General features: G+C 29.6%; 23 protein-coding genes, 1 tRNA gene and 2 other RNA genes. 5 read left to right on the forward strand and 21 right to left on the reverse strand.

The features are described 5' to 3' along the window. Window position 1: 1 nt before the first annotated feature. On the reverse strand, window positions 2–1,135 hold the full coding sequence (locus tag ABXG81_RS05445) for a glucose-1-phosphate adenylyltransferase (protein WP_117521517.1): 1,134 nt from the start codon (window positions 1,133–1,135) through the stop codon (window positions 2–4). Window positions 1,136–1,291: 156 nt separating this feature from the next. Between ABXG81_RS05445 and ssrA the strand changes: the two genes are divergently transcribed. Next, window positions 1,292–1,647, forward strand: a transfer-messenger RNA (tmRNA) gene (ssrA, locus tag ABXG81_RS05450). A 392-nt stretch (window positions 1,648–2,039) separates the two neighbouring features. On the opposite strand, the gene ABXG81_RS05455 is transcribed toward ssrA, so the two are convergent. The 5 genes from ABXG81_RS05455 to dnaX all read right to left on the reverse strand — a co-directional run bounded on the left by ABXG81_RS05455 (window position 2,040) and on the right by dnaX (window position 7,182). Further along, window positions 2,040–3,434 carry a glycoside hydrolase family 32 protein gene (locus tag ABXG81_RS05455; protein WP_316122356.1) on the reverse strand — a complete coding sequence of 465 codons (1,395 nt, stop codon included), beginning with the start codon at window positions 3,432–3,434 and terminating at the stop codon, window positions 2,040–2,042. 133 nt (window positions 3,435–3,567) lie between these two features. After that, complete coding sequence (locus ABXG81_RS05460; RefSeq protein WP_117521513.1) at window positions 3,568–4,524, reverse strand: hypothetical protein; 957 nt, start codon at window positions 4,522–4,524, stop codon at window positions 3,568–3,570. Then, window positions 4,517–5,122: a recombination mediator RecR gene (gene recR, locus ABXG81_RS05465; RefSeq protein WP_117521511.1), complete on the reverse strand. Its 606-nt coding sequence runs from the start codon at window positions 5,120–5,122 to the stop codon at window positions 4,517–4,519. Before recR ends, ABXG81_RS05460 begins: the two co-directional genes overlap by 8 nt. Beyond that, window positions 5,122–5,460 (reverse strand): YbaB/EbfC family nucleoid-associated protein, encoded by a 339-nt coding sequence (locus ABXG81_RS05470; RefSeq protein ID WP_117521509.1) that lies wholly within the window; start codon window positions 5,458–5,460, stop codon window positions 5,122–5,124. Before ABXG81_RS05470 ends, recR begins: the two co-directional genes overlap by 1 nt. Window positions 5,461–5,469: 9 nt before the next feature. Beyond that, on the reverse strand, window positions 5,470–7,182 hold the full coding sequence (gene dnaX / locus ABXG81_RS05475) for a DNA polymerase III subunit gamma/tau (RefSeq protein ID WP_353528468.1): 1,713 nt from the start codon (window positions 7,180–7,182) through the stop codon (window positions 5,470–5,472). A 105-nt stretch (window positions 7,183–7,287) separates the two neighbouring features. Between dnaX and ABXG81_RS05480 the strand changes: the two genes are divergently transcribed. The 3 genes from ABXG81_RS05480 to cbpB all read left to right on the forward strand — a co-directional run bounded on the left by ABXG81_RS05480 (window position 7,288) and on the right by cbpB (window position 8,198). Beyond that, window positions 7,288–7,378, forward strand: a tRNA-Ser gene (locus tag ABXG81_RS05480). Then, window positions 7,378–7,645, forward strand: an RNA gene (ffs, locus tag ABXG81_RS05485) — signal recognition particle sRNA large type. Before ABXG81_RS05480 ends, ffs begins: the two co-directional genes overlap by 1 nt. An 88-nt stretch (window positions 7,646–7,733) precedes the next feature. Beyond that, the gene (gene cbpB / locus ABXG81_RS05490; protein WP_117521505.1) at window positions 7,734–8,198 is read left to right on the forward strand and encodes a cyclic-di-AMP-binding protein CbpB; all 465 of its coding nucleotides are present in this window, start codon (window positions 7,734–7,736) and stop codon (window positions 8,196–8,198) included. Between the two features lie 158 nt (window positions 8,199–8,356). Here the strand turns inward: cbpB and ABXG81_RS05495 are convergent, their stop codons facing one another. Both ABXG81_RS05495 and ABXG81_RS05500 read right to left on the reverse strand, forming a co-directional pair. Next, window positions 8,357–10,027 (reverse strand): glycogen-branching protein, encoded by a 1,671-nt coding sequence (locus tag ABXG81_RS05495; protein WP_353528470.1) that lies wholly within the window; start codon window positions 10,025–10,027, stop codon window positions 8,357–8,359. Between the two features lie 52 nt (window positions 10,028–10,079). Next, complete coding sequence (locus ABXG81_RS05500; protein WP_288222894.1) at window positions 10,080–10,787, reverse strand: glucosaminidase domain-containing protein; 708 nt, start codon at window positions 10,785–10,787, stop codon at window positions 10,080–10,082. Between the two features lie 129 nt (window positions 10,788–10,916). Here ABXG81_RS05500 and ABXG81_RS05505 point away from each other — a divergent pair, with 129 nt between their 5' ends. After that, window positions 10,917–11,069 (forward strand): hypothetical protein, encoded by a 153-nt coding sequence (locus ABXG81_RS05505; protein ID WP_181965123.1) that lies wholly within the window; start codon window positions 10,917–10,919, stop codon window positions 11,067–11,069. A 167-nt stretch (window positions 11,070–11,236) separates the two neighbouring features. Here ABXG81_RS05505 and pyrE read toward each other — a convergent pair whose 3' ends face one another. The 13 genes from pyrE to ABXG81_RS05570 form a co-directional block, all read right to left on the reverse strand. Then, complete coding sequence (pyrE, locus tag ABXG81_RS05510; protein ID WP_353528473.1) at window positions 11,237–11,815, reverse strand: orotate phosphoribosyltransferase; 579 nt, start codon at window positions 11,813–11,815, stop codon at window positions 11,237–11,239. Window positions 11,816–11,823: 8 nt separating this feature from the next. Next, window positions 11,824–12,723, reverse strand: coding sequence for a dihydroorotate dehydrogenase (locus tag ABXG81_RS05515; RefSeq protein WP_353528474.1), 900 nt, complete (start codon window positions 12,721–12,723; stop codon window positions 11,824–11,826). Then, window positions 12,720–13,445 (reverse strand): dihydroorotate dehydrogenase electron transfer subunit, encoded by a 726-nt coding sequence (locus ABXG81_RS05520; protein ID WP_353528476.1) that lies wholly within the window; start codon window positions 13,443–13,445, stop codon window positions 12,720–12,722. Before ABXG81_RS05520 ends, ABXG81_RS05515 begins: the two co-directional genes overlap by 4 nt. Beyond that, complete coding sequence (gene pyrF, locus ABXG81_RS05525) at window positions 13,432–14,295, reverse strand: orotidine-5'-phosphate decarboxylase (protein ID WP_209813908.1); 864 nt, start codon at window positions 14,293–14,295, stop codon at window positions 13,432–13,434. The genes ABXG81_RS05520 and pyrF overlap by 14 nt, the downstream gene beginning before the upstream one ends. Next, window positions 14,282–15,472, reverse strand: coding sequence for a dihydroorotase (locus ABXG81_RS05530; RefSeq protein ID WP_353528477.1), 1,191 nt, complete (start codon window positions 15,470–15,472; stop codon window positions 14,282–14,284). Before ABXG81_RS05530 ends, pyrF begins: the two co-directional genes overlap by 14 nt. After that, window positions 15,473–15,901 carry an aspartate carbamoyltransferase regulatory subunit gene (locus ABXG81_RS05535; protein WP_209813906.1) on the reverse strand — a complete coding sequence of 143 codons (429 nt, stop codon included), beginning with the start codon at window positions 15,899–15,901 and terminating at the stop codon, window positions 15,473–15,475. It lies immediately after the preceding gene. Next, on the reverse strand, window positions 15,894–16,820 hold the full coding sequence (gene pyrB / locus ABXG81_RS05540) for an aspartate carbamoyltransferase (protein ID WP_209813905.1): 927 nt from the start codon (window positions 16,818–16,820) through the stop codon (window positions 15,894–15,896). Before pyrB ends, ABXG81_RS05535 begins: the two co-directional genes overlap by 8 nt. Before the next feature lie 53 nt (window positions 16,821–16,873). Continuing rightward, entirely contained in the window at window positions 16,874–17,404 is a 531-nt protein-coding gene (locus tag ABXG81_RS05545) for a class IV adenylate cyclase (protein ID WP_117521485.1), read from the reverse strand. Then, the gene (locus tag ABXG81_RS05550; protein ID WP_209813903.1) at window positions 17,404–18,081 is read right to left on the reverse strand and encodes a metallophosphoesterase; all 678 of its coding nucleotides are present in this window, start codon (window positions 18,079–18,081) and stop codon (window positions 17,404–17,406) included. The genes ABXG81_RS05545 and ABXG81_RS05550 overlap by 1 nt, the downstream gene beginning before the upstream one ends. After that, window positions 18,078–19,880 carry an AAA family ATPase gene (locus ABXG81_RS05555; protein WP_353528479.1) on the reverse strand — a complete coding sequence of 601 codons (1,803 nt, stop codon included), beginning with the start codon at window positions 19,878–19,880 and terminating at the stop codon, window positions 18,078–18,080. Before ABXG81_RS05555 ends, ABXG81_RS05550 begins: the two co-directional genes overlap by 4 nt. Next, window positions 19,877–20,887: a DNA repair exonuclease gene (locus ABXG81_RS05560; protein ID WP_117521479.1), complete on the reverse strand. Its 1,011-nt coding sequence runs from the start codon at window positions 20,885–20,887 to the stop codon at window positions 19,877–19,879. Before ABXG81_RS05560 ends, ABXG81_RS05555 begins: the two co-directional genes overlap by 4 nt. Further along, window positions 20,884–21,453: a histidine phosphatase family protein gene (locus tag ABXG81_RS05565; RefSeq protein WP_117521477.1), complete on the reverse strand. Its 570-nt coding sequence runs from the start codon at window positions 21,451–21,453 to the stop codon at window positions 20,884–20,886. Before ABXG81_RS05565 ends, ABXG81_RS05560 begins: the two co-directional genes overlap by 4 nt. Before the next feature lie 155 nt (window positions 21,454–21,608). Continuing rightward, window positions 21,609–22,178 (reverse strand): histidine phosphatase family protein, encoded by a 570-nt coding sequence (locus tag ABXG81_RS05570; protein ID WP_117521475.1) that lies wholly within the window; start codon window positions 22,176–22,178, stop codon window positions 21,609–21,611. Window positions 22,179–22,201 lie beyond the last annotated feature (23 nt).

Genomic DNA, 22,201 nt, shown 5'->3' on the forward strand with positions numbered 1-22,201 from the left:
TTTATTCCTCTCCTATTCCTTCAGAACTTACAAGATATACCTTATCAGTTTCGGCATCTCCAATATTTTCTGTTATCTCTATATCCTCAGCTACCACACAATTATAAATCTTGACCCCAGATTTAACCTTTGTCCCATTAAGCAAAACAGAATTGTAAACTTCTGCACCTTTCTCCACTTTGACATTTGAGGATAATACGGAATTTTCAACTCTACCATCAATATCACAAGCTTCATTTACCAAAGCATCTTTAAGTTCACCATTTGGGCCAATTCTATGCGGTGGCAAATTAAGGCTTGTTGTATAAATTTTCCAATCCTCATCATATATATCAAGTTCATTATTAGGATCAATCAAATCAAGATTTGCTTGCCAGAAGCTTTTTACTGTACCTACATCTTTCCAATATCCATCGAATTTATAAACATAAATTGGTTCACCATCTTCTAGCATTTTGGGAATAATATCATGCCCAAAATCATTTGTAGAGTTAGGATCTTTATTATCTTCTATAAGAGCTTTTCTTAAAATTTTCCAATTAAATACATAAATTCCCATGGACGCAAGATTTGATTTTGGTTCTTCTGGTTTTTCTTCAAACTCAGTTATTCTACCATCATTATCAGTATTCATAATTCCAAATCTACTTGCTTCATCCCAATCAACTTCCATTACAGCAATAGTTGCATCTGCACCTTTTTTCTTATGAACATCAAGAAGTTTCCTATAATCCATCTTATATATATGATCTCCAGATAATATTAAAACATATTCTGGATTAACTTGATCTAAATAATTTATATTTTCATATATAGCGCTTGCAGTACCTTCAAACCATTTACCACCTTCTTCTGTATAATAAGGTGAAAGAATTCGAAGTCCACCATTATTTCTGTCATAATCCCAAGCAGAACCAATCCCTAAGTGCTTATTTAAAAGTTGTGGTTTATATTGAGTTAAAACACCTATATCTTTAATCTCTGAATTGGTTGAATTACTTAAAGCGAAGTCTATTATTCTATATTTCCCGCCAAAAGGAACAACCGGTTTTGCCATGTCCTTCGTAAGTGCTTTAAGTCTAGAACCTTGTCCGCCAGCCAAAAGCATAGCAGCTGTTTTATTTGAGTTTCTCATGTGCCCTCCTTCACAAATAAAGTCATATATTCTAATTAATATATAGATACCCGAAAAAAACATTATAAAGAACTAAAAAACCTTTTCTTAAGAAATATTTTACATAATTTAATTTTTTTGACAATTAAATTATAAAAAGTATAATGTAAGCTACATGGGGATGCCTAGGTTTCGACGTGGTCGAATAATCTTTAGTAGCAAGTCGTTTTCTGACACGTAAATCAGTATTTAAATATAAACGCAAACAATAATAGCGAAGCAAACTTCGCACTAGCTGCCTAAGAAACTGGTAGCAATGAATTGTAGGTTTGTCGCAAACTTACAATTTGTTTCATAATTATAGCGACAACTCTCATACCAAAGCTTTGAGATATGAGCAGTAAGATGAAGCTAGCATAAAAACTATTTGTAAGTTTAAGAGTCTTTATGCGAAATCTTTAAACTTACTAAGCTTGTAGAAGCTATTGAGGAGGCTTCCGCGGACATGGGTTCGATTCCCATCATCTCCACCATAAAAAAAGAGAACAGGTTGGAATTGCAACATTTAAAATATATGTTGTCCCCAACCTGTCCCCAATAAAAAAATAAAAAATACTTGGTACAATAAACAAAAAGAGAGGACATTTAGTCCTCTTTTTTCTTACCTTTCACTTCTTCTCTTAACTTATCTTTCTTATTATTTGGAGGTGTACAGTCGACATCTTACTGTCTTTTTCTTTTAAAATAAAGCTTGGTAATTATTAAATGTATGCACACTCCTAACAATTACTCATATAAGGACTATTTAAATCTTTATTTACTTTAAGAAACTAATCTATAGTATGTCCCAGGAAAAATTATTTTAGTATACACAAAAAGGATTTATTATTTTGCAACAACCCAAAAATTATTTTAATACCTCTTTTTAGTTCCAATTTATAGATTTTAATTTATATAAATTTCCTTTTATTGATGAACTAAAGTATTTTTCTTTAGCATAGATCCTAGAAGATAATACATATTCTCCATCATTTACAAATATTTCTATTGAAGATGAGTCAGAAAATATCCTCAAATTATTCATACTTTCTATTATTACTTTTCTATCATTTCTTCCATAACCTGATTCATCTATATATAGATGAAGTATATCATTATTATAAATTAATTTTACATCTTTTCTTAAATATATTTCAAATTCTTTCTCTAAATTATAAGATATGAATTCAAAAATATTTTCTTCATAAGAGTGATATTTTATAATATCAACATTGTCTTTTCTTAGAGCTTTTAATTCTTCAATAGGTGATTGTAAAATCTTATTATCCCTAGCTTTAATCTCTCTCGGAATTGTCAAACAATGTTGCCAATAGTTCTCTATTGTAGGATTGCTATAACTAGCATCAGGCATCCCCATCCATCCTATCAGAATTCTTCTACCTTTTTTATCTTCAAATGTTTGAGGTGCATAAAAATCGAAACCATAATCTAGCTCAGCAAATGTTCCTAGATTATATTTTTTACTTTCTAAATCAATTTCAATTGGAAAATACCCAGATTGGTATACATTTTGATAGTTAAATTCTTCACTTTTTAGACCTTGTGGACAAACTAGTAGGTATTTTTTACCATTAATATCAAAATAATCAGGGCACTCCCACATATAACCAAAATCATAGGACGTTGTTATCTGCATATGATAGGTAAATGTACTCAAATCACTTGATTTATATACTAGAACTAATCCATTATTATCATTACTTCTTGCTCCTAAAAACATATAATATAAACCATTTTCTTCATATATCTTGGGATCTCGCACATGACAGCTCATATTATTCGGATAATCTTTATTGGATAATAACAGCTCTTTTTCGTCAAAATTATATCCATTATCTGATACTATTTTTATAGTGTTGTGTTCTCTTCCTTTGTAGATATAATCATAAGCGCCATTATACTTTACATTTCCAGTGTAAAAAAAGTTTATTTTATTATCTTTTATAACGGCTGAGCCTGAATAGGCACCATCTTTATCTAAATTTGAATCAGCAAATATAAAAGGCTGTTCATAAGTATAATTTATAAAGTCGGCTGTTGTAATATGTCCCCAAATTATATTTTTTCCACTTGCATCAAATGGATCGTATTGAAAATAAATATGGTATTCTCCATCAAATTGACAAAGACCATTGGGATCATTCAACCAGCCTATTTTTTGACTTATATGATATCTTAATCTAAAATAGTCATTTTTTACTGTCTCTAATCTACCTATGGTTTTATTAAATCTATTTTCATAAAACTCTTTACCATACATACTAATTAATTTATAATCCTTAATTCCTTCAGTTTTTTAGTTTTAATAAAATCAATATATATTGTATATTAAACCAGTAAATAAAAAAAGAACCATCAATTAAATGGTTCTTACAATAATAATTTATCTTTGCTTATTCACTCATATAATAAAAGTCATCATCTGGTATAATATCTCCTAATAATGAAGTATCTAAATTTTTCAATCTATCAAGGAAAACTTGATAGGTACCTTTCATTGTATCGCCCTCTATAAAAGTTAGACTTTGATCATTAATCGCTTCTTTAGCTTCTCTATCTGTTAAATTATACATATTTAATATCTCATCACTTGCTACAGGATCTTCTTTTAGTTTATTTGATACTTCTTTGTAAGATTGTAAAAACTGATTAAAAACTTCTTTATTGTATTTTAGGTAGTCCTTATTTACGATAATAATTTCACTTACAAATTCACCTTGAGCTATAGGAATCCAATTAGATAAATCTGATGTATAATAATCATTACCTTCTAATTTTTGATAATACGGATCTTTCATAATAGTTAAAAAATTATGAGATTCATCTAGTTTTTTAACTATATCATTCATATCTTTATAATATTCTATATTTAATTTTAAAAATAAATTTAATGGACCTAATTTTTTATCTACCACATTAGATAAATTCCCTACAGGATCTGCTATATACAAATTTTTCTTCTTTAAATCATTTTGATCATTAATTACACTATCACTGACTAATTTTATATTATCTATCGAACTTATTGCAGCTATCTTAATATTTTGATTTGTATAATTATAAAAATATGGCCCCAAATAACCAGGAACTATTGCTATATCAAAATTTCCTTTTTCTATATCTATATAGTTGGAATCTTTAGAAGTCCTTATATTAAAATTTTTATTATCCATATTATCTAAAATTAGTCTTGAAGTAAAGCTTGTAGGATTTATATCAATTTTATCTGACTTAGGATTTTCTTCGCTAACTTCAATAGGATTGGGATCTATTGCTTCTTGCCTTTTTTCCTTTGAACAAGAAGTAAATACTAATAGCAATGCCAAAGTTAAAATAATTTTTTTATTCAAGCACTTCTCTCCTATCTTCTATAGCTCGTTCTAAGGTTAATTGGTCAAAATACTCTAAGTTTGATCCAACTGGTATGCCTTGAGCTATCTTACTAATCCTTACACCCTTATCAGCCAATAAATTTGATAAAAATAAGGTGGTTGTCTCACCTTCTATTGTAGATGATATAGCTAACATAATTTCATTAATTCCTTCATCATCTATCCTTTTTATTAGCTTATCTATATTTAATTCTTCTGGACCAATATTATCTGATGGGGATATAAGGCCCCCAAGAACATGATATTTTCCATGAAAAGCGCCAGATTTCTCAATGGCTATCAGATCTTTTACATCTTCTACTACACATATATAATCTTCTTGTCTAGTAATATCCTTGCAAACACTACAAATATCATTTTCAGTGAGGTTGCCACATATTTCACATTTATGAATTTTTTCCTTTACTTCTAAAAGCGCCTTGGAAAATTCTTCTATATCATTTTCATTGCGCTCAACAATATTCATTGCTAAGCGCTCTGCTGACTTGCGTCCTATAGTTGGTAACTTTTGAAATTCTTCTATTAAATTATCTAAACTTTCTGGAAAGACTGCCATTACATAAGTCCAGGGATATTTAGTCCACCTGTAAGTTTACCCATAGATTCACTTGAATATTCATCAGCCTTTTTCATTGCATCATTAACTGCTGCAATAACTAAGTCCTCAAGCATTTCACTATCTTCTGGGTCAATTACATCTGGGTCAATTTTTAGAGAAACTACTTCTCTTTTCCCATTTACTGTAGCTTTTACTACTCCACCACCTGATGTTGATTCAAATTCTCTTTCTTCTATATCTGCTTGAGTTTTTTCCATTTCTTCTTGCATTTTTCTCATTTGTTTCATCATATTATTCATGTTTGGTTGTCCACCACGGAATCCGCCTTTTGCCATTTTATTCTCCTATTCTATAATTAATTCATCGCCAAAGATTTCTCTAAGCTTATCAGTCTCATCTACTTTGGGATTCTTATTTTCTTCTGCTTCTTTTATCGTTTCGTCTTTATCTATATTATTGTCTATATTATCATATGAATCAACATATAAATTATAATTTGCCCTTAAAATACTTCTTAGATTATTTTCAATATTTCCAAGCTTTGTTTCTATAAATATCTTATAGAATTCATCTTTGACATAAATAATGAAGTCTTTATTAATGATTCTATAGTTAAATCCTTCTTCTGCAAACAATCCATTTAATACTCCACCAGCTGTCTTTATAAGCATAGATTTTATCTCTTCTTCTTGATTAGCATTTAGCGAAGCTTCAGAGTTTTGTGAAGTATTCTCTTTTTCTTTTTTATTTTCTTTACTGGATTCTTTTAAAGTAACATCTTTATCTTGCACTTTGGTTAGATCTTTTTGACTATTAATTTCCTTACTATGATAATAACTATCTTCTGCCTTAAAATTTTGATTAGAAATACTACTTATATTTACCAGTTTCTTATCTAGAATAGAATTTACTAGATCTACTATATTTTCACCAGAGTTTTTTTCTAAGTATTCAATTCTTGATTCTATATTATTTATATTTTTAAGATTTATAAGTCTTAGTAAGCATACTTCAGTAAGAACATCAGTATTTTCAGTCAATTTCATTTTATTTGAATACTCTATTAGTATATCAAGATAATCACTTATTTCTAAATCACTAATTTCACTCGCTCTTTTTTTGATAAAATCTATATAATCCTCATTATCAAAATAAGAGTCATCATTAGTTAATTTAAAAATCATTATATCATTAAAATAAGAAATGAGGGCATCGAGTATGTCCTTATTGGGCTTATTATTATTCCTTAAGTTAAATAAACTTTCCAGAGATTTCTTCGAGTCTTTTGTAATTATTGACTGAGTAAGCTTGTCAACTTCATAAAAATCTACCACGCCCAATATATTCTCAACTTCAGCTAAGCTGTAAGAGTCAGTTCCAAACGAAACTACTTGGTCCAGGATACTTAAAGCATCACGCATAGCTCCATTCGCCTTTTTTATAATTAATTCAATAGCTTCATTTTCAATTGATATATTTCTATCAGAAAGAACCTTATCTATCTGCTCTTTTATTTGCCTATCACTAATCTTACTAAACTCAAACTTTTGAACTCTTGATAAAATAGTTTTAGGAACCTTATCAATCTCTGTTGTAGCAAGGATAAATATCAAGTGACTTGGTGGCTCTTCCATAATTTTAAGAAGTGCATTGAAGGCTTCACGAGTTATCATATGAGCTTCATCTATGATATAAACCTTATATTTTAATTTATTAGGTGGATAAATAACATTATCTTTTAGATTTCTTATATCATCTATCCTACGGTTGCTAGCAGCATCCATCTCCACTACATCAATAGTAGTTTCATCTTCAATAGCCTTACAATTTTCACATTCTAAACAAGGTGAGCCATTAATAGGATTTTTGCAATTTATAGCCTTAGCAAATATCTTAGCACAAGATGTTTTACCAGTACCTCTTTCACCTGAAAATATATATGCGTGACTGATCTTACCAGTCTTAACCTGATTTCTTAGAACATCGGTGACCCTATCCTGACCTAAGACCTCATCAAAAGTCTTGGGTCTATATTCTCTATATAAAGCTTTTGCCATAATCTTCCTTTCCATAAGTTATTATACCATAAGAAGTCCAAAATTTTTTCTTCAAAATTTTGCATTTTTTTTAATTAGTCGTATAATTATAAATGTTAATCGCATGGAGAGCTGTCCGAGCGGTTGAAGGAGCACGATTGGAAATCGTGTATACATTTTTCGTGTATCATGGGTTCAAATCCCATGCTCTCCGCCATGCACTAGACGGGGAACTAGCGGTGCCTTGTAACCTGCAATCCGCTGTAGCAGGGTTTAATTCCCAGCCGAGGGATATTTTCTATTTATAAGCCTACTAAAGATAGTGTTGACTGATGGGTCTTACGCAACAGGAAACTGTGAACCATGTCAGGACGGGAACGTAGCAGCATTAAGCAGATCTTTCTGTGTGCCGTAAGGTCACCTATCACGAGCTAGACTTTTTTAGAAACTCTAACTAGGATTTATTTCAAAACTGGGTGTGCTTACATATCTTACCTCTGAGTCAGTACTCAGGGGTATTTTTTTCTTTACTTATGTTTTTTTTAGTTTATAATTTATATAAGGAGCAAAAAATGATAGGTAAAAATATAGAAGAAATGTTTAAAGAACCTACAGAAAATATTATGATACCAGCAAGCGATGTTGCTATTGTTAGAGAAGATGATTCCTTGGTTCATGCTATCCTTGTTCTATCTTCCTCTGGCTATCAAACTATACCTGTATTAGATAAAGATGATAGAGTTCGAGGATTAATCTCTATTTCTAATATAGTTACTAGTCCATATGGTTTATCAATTTTTGATGAAGAAAAATTATCAGAGCTTACAGTATCTCAAGTAATGAATCAAATGGTTCCTATTTTATTTGATAATTATAATCTTGAGGATGTCCTTAGATTATTGATAAATAATAACTTCGTATGTGTGACTCATAAAAATGGATACTTTTTAGGTATTATTCCTAGAAAAGTTGTCCTAGAAAGATTTACAAATATAGCCCATAATTTAGAAATAAAATATGATTTAATAGAAAAATAACTTTAAACATTTATATATAAAATAAAAGAAGCTGTTGCAATTAATAGATATCTATCGTTCCATCATTAGATGCACTACCAGAAAGTTTGGGCACGCCGACTCATGAAAGTCAACCTTTTTGTGAAGGTGCTCGAGTGATTTTGGAACGATTTATCTATTTACAACAGCTTCTTTTTAATTTGGAATATCACTGCTCCATAAGCTTCTATTCGTATTTTCTCATTTTTTTCAATACTACCATTTATATTTCCACTTTCCCCATAATTTAAATTATGACTATTAATTAATTCTACTAAATTATAAGGACTCACTATAAAATATTCTACATCAGTTAAATTTACAATTATAAGCATTCTCTTATCATTAAATTCTCTAATATAAGCATAAATACTATAGCCGCCTATATCAAGAATCTGTGTAATAGAACTTTTATTGGATAGAGCTTCATTATTTATATAAGTCCTAGTTAAATCTTTAAAGAATTTATTAAAATATTCCTGACTCTTATCTAATTTTTTGAAGTTAAGAGAATTGTAAATAGAAAATGTTCTTAAATCAGCAAACTCATCTCCCATAAAAATCATTTTTCTAGAATTAAGTGTATATATTAAGGTTAATAAGCTCTTTAATTGGTCAAATTTATGCATATCACCGTGCATTTTCATGGCTAGACTAGCTTCTTCTAAATAGGAATCAATATATGAAAAACCTAAGATTCTATCAGAATTATTTTTATTAATTAACTTATATATATCACTTTTATAATTATCTCTGTCATATGGTTTCTTTTGGAAAATTCTTATAAGACTTCTCATAGAATTATCAAAGATATAGTCAAAATCAAAATCTAGATCATATATACCATTGTAACTTGCTATAGATAAGCTTTTTTTACTTCTTATAAGTTCAATAATTTCCCTTAATAAAATCTCACCTGCAGAATTTACTCCTCTATTTTTATCACCTTGCCAGTAAATTATATTCTCTATATTAGAAATACATATACCATCAATATTAAATTCTTTGATCCAATAATTTACCACCGACAATAAATAAGATTTACTAGCATTTTTTGACAAATCAAAGTTCATAGATCCATAGTAATTATATCTAATGTCATTATAATCGTAATCATATAATCTAGTAGAATCAAAATCAGCTAAATAATAAGGATCAGGATCAAATTCGCCTAAATCAAGTTCTAAAATTAATCCAATATTTTCTTGATGGCACTTGTCTATAAACTCTTTAAAAATATTTATGTTTCCATAGCGATCACTTAAGGCAAATAATCCTATGCTCGAATAGCCCATAGATTTATAATTCTTATATTCTGTAATGGGCATTAATGATATATGGGTGAAGTTGTTGTCTTTAGCATGATAAATTAAATCTTCATAATGCTCTTTAATAGATTTACTCTTATCTTTTAGTAATAATCCTAAGTGTACTTGGTATATATTAAGTGCATCTTTATTTACCTTATTATTTTCAAATTCATAAGTATCATCACTAACTAAGCTACAATTTTCATCTACTAGTATTGATCTAGAAAATGGATCTAATTTTTTAACAGTATTACCATTAGAATCATAAACCACATATTTGTATCTATCATTTGCTTTTGCATTTTTTATAGTAAGGGAAAAAACTCCTGTAGGGTATTTTCTTAGCGACTGTTCTTGCCAATCATTAAAATCTCCAATTATTTCAACCTTACTTGCATTTGGAGCAAAAAGTCTAAATATATATCCAATGTCCTTTTTATGAGCTCCAAAAAATTCATAAGCATTTTTTGATTTTCCTTTTAAATATACTTTAGTATCCATAAATCACCTCGAAGTTATTATATATTAAATAAAGTTTTTACAAAAAAACAGGCTACTTGCCTGCTTCTTGATTAAATTGATCTATCATATTATTTGACACTTCTATCATCATCCAGTTAACTTTTTTTGACCAATCAGGATCTGTTGCATAGGATTTTCCAATAGCATCTGTCGATATACCATTATAATAATCACCCCTAGAGGAAAGATATTTTTCTTTTAAGTGTTTTGCCACTGTATCTATAGAATCTCCTGGTGTTTTAAAATCTGTAGCTTGATTGTAAGGATCTAAATCCACTGCATTAAAACCAAATAAATTGTTCTTTTCTAAAAAAAGTTCACTTGTTCCATTGCCGGTCTCATGCTTGGCCATAGCCATTAAGAGTATAGCATTAACTCCATAAGTATTCTCTGCTTTTTTAAAGTCCTTACCAAGACCAGAAAGTCCTGTTCCTTCCAGACCAGCATCCAATTCCTCTGCTGTAAAATCATTTTTCTTTAATAGATATAACATATTATCTGAGGAAATCTTGCTAGATCCCTTATCATAAAACTCATCTAGATCTTTTTCTAGTTGTTCATATTTAACTGCTCTTGATTTTAATAACAGCCTTGACTCATGTGAAATTTTGTTTACACCATTATTTAGACTAATACTTGTTTCTTTTTTACTTGCATGTGATATTGATTGAGGCAATATTAAAAAGCTTAAAGAAAGTCCTAATAACAATTTTTTTAAATTTATTTTATTTCTCAACATAATTTAATCCTTTTTTCTCTCTAAATTTATTATACCTTCTACTTAGTGGTTTTTGCTATTCTTGACAGCTAAAAAATTTATGTATAAAATAAACATAATAAGTAAACGTTGTAGTTTTAGGAGATAGCCATGTTTAATAATCCGATTGAAATCCTTGCATCTTTAAAAGAAATATTATTTTTTGCCTTTGTACCACTTAATCTAGTTTATTTTTCTTTGATAAAAATTGATGAGAAACTTGATAAAAAGCTAGCAGAAAGAAAAATTTCAGAAAATGTATGATAAACAATTAATAGATGCGGTGCTATCTGTAATTTTACTGTTATGCCTAATTTTTACTATAGTAAGGATAAAAAATATACTAAAAAGTATAAATGATAAACTTGATAAGCTATAGAATTTGATAATAAGTGCTGGAGAGTTTAATATTAACTTCCAGCACTTATTATTTATTCAGTAATTTTTCTAGAACCTGGTTTAATAGCTGGTATATCCCTTAAATTATCTGGTAAATCATCAGGATCCCAAGTACTTACATTTATTTTTGTCGCAGATATTACTGGAACACCGTTGATTTGATCTTTTCCTGATCTATTAACAATTGATGTAAGAGCTACTACATCTGCCCCATAACTTCTTATAACATCTACTGTTTCAAATGAAGATTTTCCTGTTGTAATAACATCTTCTACTATTATAACTTTAGTACCTTCTTTGATTTGAAAGCCACGACGTAGGGTCATTTCATTATCTACTCTTTCTGTAAATATAGCATGAACTCCGAGGACTCTTGCTACTTCATAAGATATAATAACCCCACCCATAGCAGGTCCGACACATAAATCTACTTCTATACCAGCTTCTTTAAGATTTTCTGCAATTATTTCTGCTACTTCTTCACAATAAGCTGGATTTTCTATAAGTTTTGCACATTGGATATATCTATCTGAATGTTTACCACTTGATAATAAAAAGTGTCCTTCTAAAAGTGCATCTGATTTTTTTAATAAGTCTAATGTTTTATCCATAATTACTCCTATATAATTCCTGTAATTTCTTTTATATCTGTTATGTTTTCTTCACTCATATAATTTTTTATACCATCTACTATATCTATCATGGTATTATAATCTATAAAGTTTGCAGTCCCAACTTGTATAGCACTTGCTCCTGCCATAATAAATTCTATAGCATCCTTATAATCCATGATCCCGCCCATACCTATAACTGGTATATCAACTGCATGAGCAGCTTCGTAGACCATTCTAAGTGCTATTGGCTTTATAGCTGGTCCTGATAAACCAGCAGTTTTATTTACAAATACTGGAGCCTTTGCTTTTATATCTATTGCAATAGCATTAAATGTATTTACAAGTGATAAAGCATCTGCTCCAGAATTTTGGGCAAGCTTTGCAAAATCTGGGATCGAACCAACATTTGGCGAAAGTTTTACTATTAATGGCTTATCAGTTGCTCTTCTAACCTTGCTAATAACCTCATCTGCCTTTGCTGGATCAGTTCCAAAAGCCATACCACCCTCTTTTACATTTGGGCAAGATATATTTAATTCTATCATTGGAACTTCTGTATCATTTAGTATCTCGGCACCTTTAATATAATCTTTGACACTATGACCGCCAAGATTAGCTATAGTTACAGTATCTTTTTCTAGCATAAAGGGAAGCTCTGTATTTATAAAATAATCAATACCTGGATTTTGTAGTCCTATAGAATTCATTATTCCAGATGGTGTTTCATAAATTCTTATACCTTTATTACCCAAATTTTTATGTAAAGTTAAACCTTTAGAGCATATGCCGCCAAGTTTATTTAAATCTATATATTCAGCAAATTCCTTTCCAAATCCAAAGGTACCACTTGCAGCTATGACAGGATTATTAAAGTGTACTCCTGCAATATCCACTCCTAGATTCATGAAAATACCTCCTTAGAATTAAATACTGGGCCATCTTTACAAACTCTTAAAAACTGTCCATCACTAGATTCAACAGTGCATCCTAAGCAAGCACCTATCCCACAAGCCATATGAGCTTCCATAGAAATCTGAAGTTCAGCACTTGTATTTTTTTCATGGATTGACTTTAACATCCCATTAGGACCACAAGCATATATTAAGTCATAATCATTTGGATCAAATAGCTCCGTTACAAATATTCCATCTTTTTTAAATGATGCACAGGTGATTTTATCTACATGTGGTCTAAATTCATCTATAAAATAAGGATCTTCCGTAAAGCCTGCATAAAAGTCTACTTTGCTTTCTAGCTTTTTAACTAAAGATAAGAGCGGAGCAATACCTATACCACCAGCAACAACTGCAATTTTTCTATTTGTACTATTTTCTAAATTAAATCCATTGCCTAAGGGACCTAATAGTTGTACTTCATGCTCAGGCGTAAGGCTTGCCATAATATCTGTTCCTTCTCCTACCACTTGATAAAGCAGAGTAAGTGAACCGCAAGATTCATCACAAACTCCAAAAGGACGTGATAAAATGGGCTCGTTTCTAAAAGACTTGGTTCTAAACATAAAAAACTGACCAGGTGCTGCACTTAAATTAACATCTATTACCATCTTATAGATATTCTTAGATATTTCTATATTTTCTACTATTCTTCCCTTTTTATAAGCTTTCATTAGCTAAAATATCCTCTCTGGTTTTAATTACAGCTTCTCTAGCATATTTTCCAATGTTGTCTTCGCCATCTTTATGCTCCATATAAGCTTTTAAAACTTTTCTAGAGTTGTTAACAACGCCACCATTTTTATTATTTAACAGCTTATAAACATTAAGGCTATCAGCTCCTTGAGCACCAAAACCTGGTATTAGAAAAAAGTTATCTTTATATCTTTGTCTTATCTTTTCTACTTCTTCAGTATGAGTTGCACCTACTACAAGTCCTATAGGGCCATAACCATTTTCACCTATATACTTTTCATTTATCTCTTGTAACCTATCTCCAACAGTATAGAATAATTCTTCATCACCTGTTTTTAAAACTTCAAAGTCATTTGCTCCTGGATTGGATGTTCTAAGAAGAACAAAAACACCCTTATCTCCACTTTCCAAATATTTTTCATATGGACTTATGGAGTCCATTCCCATATATGGATTTAGAGTTATAAAGTCTGTCTCGAAATCTCCCTCAAAATGAGCTTTTGCATATTGTTCTGCAGATGCTGCAATATCGGATCTTTTTACATCTCCAATTGATAATAAATTATTATCTCTTATATATTTTAAGGTTTCTCTATAGGCAATCATCCCATCTATACCGTAGGATTCATAATAAGCTATCTGTAATTTATATATAGCTGTAATATCTTTTGTAGCATCTATAATTTCTTTGTTAAAGTCAAACAAAGCCTCACTAATAGACTTATCTTTCTTATATTTTGCTGGTATATAGTCAAGTGAAGTATCTAAGCCTACACATACAAAGCCCTTTTCTTCAACACTTTTATATAATCTATCAATTATTTTCATATTTTAGGATCCCTTTCTTATAAACTCTTTTTATTTTACCATGTAAATTTTCGCCAATCATTAGTGAATTTTTTGATTTTGAAACTATATCTTCTTCTGTATAAACAAATGAGTCATCTAAATCTATAAGGGTAAAATCAGCTTCATAACCTGCAATAAGTTTTCCTTTGTTTAATTTTAACAATTTTGCGGGATTTGTTGACATTATTTTTATTAATTCATTTAAAGATATTTCCCCACTTCTTACTAGAACGTCATAACAAGTAGAAAATGCAGTTTCTATTCCTATAAATCCTGGAGCTCCCTTATCTTTTTCTTCTTTGCTATGTGGAGCATGGTCGGTTGATATAGCATCAACTACACCAGATTTTATCATATTAATAAGAGTCTTTCTATCATCTTCACTTCTTATAGGTGGATTTACCTTGACTTCTTCACGTTCCTTATCACTTAATAGCAAATGATGGGGAGTTACTTCGCAAGTTATAGGAGCGCCAAGTTCCTTAAAGTATTTTATAGCAGTGATAGCCCCCTTGGTTGAAACGTGTGAAAAATGAGTTGGACAATCTAGCTTATAAGCGTAATAGCAATCTCTGATAGTCATAGCATCTTCAGCTATTTCATAGTCTATATCAGAAATGCCATCTACTTCCTCATGAAGTGTCATCGTAAGCCCTAGATCTTTTGCTTTAAGCATTGCCTTATACATAACTTCATCATCATTTACACCGTGACCATCATCCGAAATAAATTTGACAGATTCTGGAACTGAGTCTAAGTGATCTAAAGTTTTACCATCAAAATCTTTTGTAATAGTATAAACTTGATCAATATCTATTAAATCAAGGTCTTTTCCCCTTTGCATTATATCTTCATATACTTCAGGAGTGGATACTGTTGGCTTGGTATTTCCCATAAGTAATACTGATGTATAGCCACCAGAAAGAGCAGCTTTTGATCCTGTTTCTAAGTCTTCTTTGTAAGTAAAACCTGGATCCCTAAAGTGTACGTGCATATCTACAAAAGATGGTACAAGAGCAAGATTCTCACAATCTATTATTTTAGTTTCATCATCAATATCAAATGGATCTACAATTATTCCATTTTTAACATAAATAGCTTCTTTTGAAATTTTAATATCATCAAAAGCGTATAGATTCTTAAAAACTTGTTTCATTTACTCCTCCACGTCATATATATGAGAGCAATATCCGCACTTATATATTTTTTCATCTCTATTAATTAAGATAAACTTACTTTTTACATTTCTTTCAGAAGTCGATATACACTTTGGGTTTTGGCAAGTTAGAATTCCTTCTACTTCTTCTGGTAATTCTAAAGTCTTTTTTTCTATAACTTTATCATCTTTTATAACATTTATAGTTGCTGTTGGATCAATTATAGAAACAGCATCTAGATTAATATCCATATAATTTTGAATTTTTATTATATCTTTTTTTCCTAAGAGCTTAGACTTTGCACTTAAAATTATAGCTACTTCATCATCTAATTTCTCAAGCTCAAGTAGTTCAAAAATCTTAAGACCATTACCTGCTTTTATGTGATCTATTACTATTCCATTCTGTAAACTTGTAATCTCAAGCATTGTTTGCCTCCAATAATTTGTAGATTAGGGCCATTCTTGCATACATACCATATTTAACTTGGTTGAAATAAACTGCTCTTGGATCTTTATCTACTTCTGTAGCTATCTCATTTACCCTTGGAAGTGGGTGCAATACTATAGTATCCTTACGAGCTTTATTCATTTTTTCCATATCTAATACATAGGAATCCTTAAGTCTTGTATATTGACTAGTTGAAAAGAATCTTTCTTTTTGGATCCTAGTCATATATAATATATCAACTTCTCCAATCACATCATCAAGATTTGTCACTTCATCATAATTATCATTGTCTTTAAAAACTTCTTTTTTTACATATTGTGGAAGTTTTAATTCTTCTGGAGAAATAAGTATATATTTATTATTATCAAATAAGTTCATTATCTTAATTAATGAATGAACAGTCCTACCATATTTTAAATCTCCTACTATACCTATTGTGTGATTATCTAAAGTATGTTTATATTGGCTTATGGTCAAAACATCTGTTAAAGTTTGAGTTGGATGTTGATGTCCACCATCACCCGCATTTATTATTGGACAATCTGCCGTCAAACTAGCCAGATAGGCAGCACCTTCTTGAGGATGTCGCATAGCAATTATGTCTGCGTATTGACTTACAACTTTTACAGTGTCTTGTAAAGTTTCACCCTTAGTTGACGAAGATACATTTGCATCTGAAAATCCAACTACAGATCCTCCTAGTCTTAGCATAGCTGATTCAAATGATAGTCTTGTCCTCGTGGACGGCTCAAAAAAAAGAGTCCCTAATATCTTTCCCTCACATACATGGGAAAAATCTTTAGGACTCTTTATAATATCATTTGCTAAATCAACTATTTCGTATATATCATTTTTACTTAAATCATCTGAGTTTAATAAATTTTTAATATCAATCATATTACTCTCCTCAAGTTTAAAATTGTAACACGAAATACTTATTCAAGTCAAGCCTACATATTAAGTTTTTTTCTAAGTTCTGTTATAGAATCATTAGTTACATTTGCTCTATCAATATCTAAGTCCTCTAATATCTCATCCATCTTACTTTTATTGGTAAATTCTATTTCCATAAATGGATAAGGATAAGTTTTCTCATCCCAAATATCTAAATCAAATCTTTGTCCTTTATATAAATAAGAAGTACGTTCCTTATCACCTTCATATTGGAGCTTTATATCTAATTGATCTAAGATTTTTATCATCATTGCCACAGAATCTATATTAACAGTATATTCATTATTGACTCTAAATTCATCATCTCTTTCAATTTCTTTAAAGGTTAGCTCAATAGCATTACGTTTACCATCAACTCTTGTTTCACGAATACGAAGATAACCATTTTCAAATTCTCCACCATCAGGCACAAAAGTGTAATTTGTTTGAAATTCGTGATTTACTTTTTCCGCTCCAAGAGCTATTAACTTTTCTTCCATTTCATTTAAATCAATATTTAGTACTTTAACTTCTATTTCTCTTTGCATTATACAATCCTTGCTGGGGTAAAATCAATATAATCTCCTGCAACGCATGAGATAGTAATATCCCCAAAATTTCCTTCTTTTATCAAGCTATGACCTACGCCATGTAAATGTCCATATATAATATATTCTACCGGATACCTACAGCACATTTCAAAGAACTCATTTAAGCTTCTATCTTGATTTATAGGCGGATAGTGGAGCATAACTATTTTTTTATTATCACCACTAGCCCTTATCGAATTTTCCAAGCGCATTAGCTCTCTAGTAAAAATCTTTTCGTCATGGTCACTAAAGTCCTTATGATCCCTAGGTATCCATCCACGAGTCCCACAGATATCATAACCATTTACTTCAAAAGAATTATTTTGTAAATATCTTAAACTTTCTAATCCTAAGCCATTAATTTTATTTAAAGAAGACCACCAATAATCATGATTGCCTTTCATCAATATCTTTGAACCATTAAGTTCATCAATTTTTTTAAGATCAATATAGGCATTATCAAGATCCATAGCCCAGGATATATCTCCTGGGATAAGTACAGTATCATCTTTATCAACAACTTCATTCCAATTATTAAAAATACGTTCTTGATAATTTTGCCAATTTAAACCGAAGACTTCCATGCTCTTTTCATTTGTATAGTCAAGATGTAAGTCAGCTAGTGCATATATCATAACTCCTCCAAATAAATCCTGTGATAGTTTATTGCCTCACTATATAAAATCTCTTCTTCTCGCTTATGGCAAGTAAAATAAATAATCTGTCTATTGTACGATTCATCAAGTAAATAAAATAAGGCTGATCTAAGTCTATCAAGGTCATAATTTATAAAGGCATCATCAAATATTAGAAAATTATCCAAAGTCGCTTCGTTTATAGAAAATTTGAGAGCAAAATTTAGTTGATCATAAAATCCAGTCGAAAGTTTATCTATATCTAACTTTATACCATCATCCCTAATTATTTGAGGATTAAATTCCTTATCATAAAATATTTTATCATATTTACCTTTACTTATGGTATTGATTATTTGTGAAACTTCACTTTCAAAGTTATTAGAGTTTTTAGAAGCATCTTCCATAATCTCGCTTATATAAGATTTTGCTATATTAATGGCTTCAATCTCCTCTTCCATATCTTTAAGATTTGTTTCTAATTTATGGAGTCTATCTGTTAAATCAACTTCTTTTTGCAGTTTTTCTTCTGCTGAGGCTAATTTTTTTTCTAAATCTATATTGATTTTATTTAAAGATTCTAATTCATTTTCAAGTTTTCTAATCTTATTCTCTGTTTCATTTATATCCAAATCCTTAATAGCCATAATATTTTCATGGGATTTTGTTTTATCTTGATTTTGGAGAACTCTTAAAATCTCCTCAATTTTTTCTTTCTCTTTACTTAATCTCATATACTCTAGATAATCTTCATCTCTTTTATAATTTAAAGTATCCTCAGAACTACTTATATTAGAATTTTTGTCAATTAATATAGAAATAAGCGGCAAAATTATTGCCAAAGTAAATAAATAATATTGCTTAGTATAAATTCCTAAAAATACTAATATTAAACATATGAGTATATAAAATCCTATATGTGAAGTTTTATTTGTATCAACTTCTTTAACTTCATCGTAGGGCTCATAATTTTTATATTTATCTAATTCTGCATTTACATAATTAAGCTCATTTTGATATTTAATTTCATCTTCTAGATTTTTATAAGCAATATTTTCCCTATAAGCATCTCTATCTTTTCTTAAATCTTTGAGAATTCGAGTTTTTTTTTCAATATTATTCCTATTTTTATCAAGCTTTTTAAAGTCATTATAATAGCTAGAACGCAAACTTTTTAGATCCAAGATTTTCTTAGATAATTCATCTATTTCATTAATTGTCTTTGCATATGGCTTAGTATAAGCTCTCATTGTTCCGATATTAGCAAGCTTATTATCTAGAAAATTTAAAGCATCATTGGCAGAGAAATTATAATCATCTTTATTTATAAGCAATTCTCTAATTTTATTTCTAGAATTTTCACTTGTTTCTTGTCTTTGAAAGGCTGTTATTAGATTTTTATAAAGTTCATATTCTAAACCTAGCAGGAATTCTCCTGGATAATTTAGGTTAGACTCCTTTACTTTCATGACTTCGTTTATCGAAAAATCATATATTTCATAGGCTCCATCATCAAAATTTCGACTAACCCTATAATCCACACCATCTTTAGAAAAAATAGCATAACCAGCATATTTATAAGAATTAATGGGCCTATATATTTCTTGTTTTTTATTAAAATGGCGGACACGACTTCCTTCATCAAATCCATATAGAATACCTTCTATAAAACTAGTTATAGTTGATTTCCCAGACTCATTTTTGCCATATATAAGATTAAAACCACTTTCTAGGTCAATGCTAGTGTTTTCAAATTGTCCAAAAGAAGTAAGATATAATTTTTTAATTGAAACTGTCATTTCTTACTCCTTAAGATCGCCTCTATACCAACTTCTCTAGCTCTACTTTTTGTTGGATCAACATCATCTTTGAACTTATTCTCAAATTTTGACAATAAAGAGTTTGGATAAAGTTTTGCTATATTACCAAAATTTTCCCTATAACTTAGTCTTATAGATGTGTAGGAAGCATTTATACTTTTCTTTATTTTATCAATATTTAAATCATCATTAGATTCAAGGTTAAGTCTTACAAAGTTAACTTTATCTGATAAAGATGCATTGATATTATTAATAATCTCATCAATATTATCAAATTCTTTAGCATTTATATCTATGGAATTAAACTTCATAAGTGATGAATCAATTTGAGAAACTAGACCATTTTCATAAAGAATATATCCATAATCATAAGTATCTGAAAAATCATGTGGTTCTATACTTCCTGAATAATATATATTATAAATATTTGATGCCTTATGAATATGACCTAAAGCTACATAGTCAAAACCTATTTGATTAATCTTATTTGCATCTAAGTCCAAATAATTTGTTTTATTTAAAGAAAGATCTCCATGAGCTAATAGTATATTAAAGAAATCCTTATCTAAACTTATATCATAATTAAAATCTTTCTTATATATCCTATCTTTATAGGAAAGTCCATAGACTCTAATTCCATCTTTTTCAAAAAGTGATAAGTTATCTTCAGTAAAAACATGAAGATTATTTGGCTTATTATTTAAAAAAATAGTATTAAACTCATCAAAATAATCATGATTTCCTGTAACATAGTAGATATCTTTACCATAATCTTCAAAAATTCTAAAAAGATTTTTGAAATCCTTAGATGAGAAAAAAGACCTTTCAAAAAGGTCTCCTGCAATTAAAGCAAAGTCTGTATCTTTGTTATTTATAAAAATTTGTTCAAAGGACTTCCAGGTATTTTCTCTAATTATATGTCCTAATGAATTATCAAAAGTTGAATTATCCGCCAAATGCACATCAGCAAGGTGGATAAATCTCATAACACGTTAATACTTTCTATAAGTTTTTTACCATCTTTGATATCGAAAACTGTCACAGCTCCATTTTCAATCCAGAAATTATCAAAGTTTTTTGTATCTTCAAGTATCCAAAATAAAGCTGCTCTTATTGTAAGATTATGGCTTACACAAAGTGCATCTTCTCCCTTTTCGACTAGTTCATCCAAAAATTCACTAGTTCTTTTTATAAGATCTTCTCTACTCTCATCTCCAGGAAATTTAATACTTGCAGCATCATCTGTATGTTGGTCCAAAAACTCTGCATACTTGCTTTGAAATTGTTCATATAATTCACCCTTATATGGTCCAAGATCTAATTCATCAAGTCTCTCATCAACTGTATAATCTTTAAATCCAAGCATATCTGCAGTTTGTTTTGCTTCTTTAAGACTTGAAGAATAAACATGGTCAATATTAAATTTTTCTAAGCTACGACGAGTTTTAAGAAGTACATTAAAGCCACTTTTGTTATTAAAAACATCACTTGCTGAATCTTGTTTTGTAATATTTGCCGCACTTACACCATGTCTAACTAAAATAATTTTCATCTAAATCTCCTTATATATTTTCCATAAAAAAACAAGGCAATAGCCCTGCTTATAAATTTACTTGCACTTTCTTAAAAAGTGCTAGGGTTTCGCTAATCTTATCTACATATAATATATACCTAATTTAGAGCAAAATAAACCCAGTTTTTATAATTTTATAAAATATTTATAGCTTCTATTAATTTTTTACCATTATTAATATTGAATACTGTAATTGAACCATTTTCAAGCCAAAAACTATCCCAATCATCTAAATCTTTTAATATCCAAAAAAGTGTTGATTTGATAGCTATACCGTGCGAAACACAAAGAGCATTTTCATCTTTTTCTACAAGTTCGTCAAGAAATTCGCTTGTCCTTTTTATTATATCAATTCTAGACTCACCACCTGGATATTTAACATTAAAAACATCTTTTTCTTTTTCTTTAAAGAATTGGACTTCTTCTTTTCTCATATCTTCAAAAAGTTTTCCCTTAAAATTCCCAAAATCTAGCTCATTTAGTCTAGTATCAATTGTATAATCTTTATATCCAAGTTTTTCTGCTGTTTGCTGGCTACGCAATAAATTAGAAGTATAAACATGATCTATATCATATTTTTCTAAATTTTTGCGTGTCTTATCTAAAACACTATAACCACCTTTATGGAGTATAGTATCGTCAAGCGAATAATATCTTCCTATATTTGCTTCACTTAGACCATGTCTTACTAAAATAACCTTCATTATATATTCCTTATCCTTTCAAA

It is taken from the genome of Anaerococcus nagyae (assembly GCF_040364225.1).
GTDB lineage: Bacteria > Bacillota > Clostridia > Tissierellales > Peptoniphilaceae > Anaerococcus > Anaerococcus nagyae.